This window comes from Chryseobacterium sp. CG10_8 (genome assembly GCF_058117085.1).
This window is the reverse complement of record NZ_JBYVEB010000284.1, coordinates 1-557: the sequence shown is the minus strand read 5'-3', so window position 1 is coordinate 557 and position 557 is coordinate 1. Positions and strand designations below refer to the sequence as shown.

Below are 557 nucleotides of genomic sequence, written 5' to 3'. Positions count from 1 at the left end.
CCTTAAAAATATCAGAGTTCGATAATTCTGCTAAAGCTTCTTTTAAATTTGGGGAAACAGTAGAGTAGTACAGCATTATTTATTGATATAAAGTCTCATTGGTCGGATAGGTGTTTTTGAAAGAGTTTTGCTAACCAATTCTTCTCCATAGAATTTCTTAATTTCTTCTTTGGCAATCTCATCTCCACGCTCAAACACCCGTCTAATAACGGCAATATATTTTGCTCTCCAATCAATTGCATCAAAATCTGTATCCCAAAACAAATATTTTGGAACCTTAGAAAAATCTGGATGGCTAATATGAATACTATTTTCTAACACTTTACTCAATGCTTTATACAAATATATAGAATTTCTATACAACATATTGTTCCAATAATTATATGAATTGGTCGTTTCATAAAATCTTAATTATCAAAACTATTAAATAAAACGGAAAAAGGAACTAAAATAGGAGAGGAGAGTGGTAGATTTTTTTAGTTTCAAGAAACGGTCGTTTATTGGGAAGAAGAAAATACTTGTTGATAATATTCTATTCAAATACATTTCTATTTATC

1 protein-coding gene is annotated in these 557 nt (G+C 29.3%); it reads right to left on the bottom strand.

Annotated elements, in window-relative coordinates; translation table 11 throughout:
- Positions 1 to 75 precede the first annotated feature (75 nt).
- Entirely contained in the window at positions 76 to 342 is a 267-nt protein-coding gene (locus AC4AGG_RS16760) for a DUF6922 domain-containing protein (protein ID WP_489773163.1), read from the bottom strand.
- Between the last annotated feature and the right edge of the window lie 215 nt (positions 343 to 557).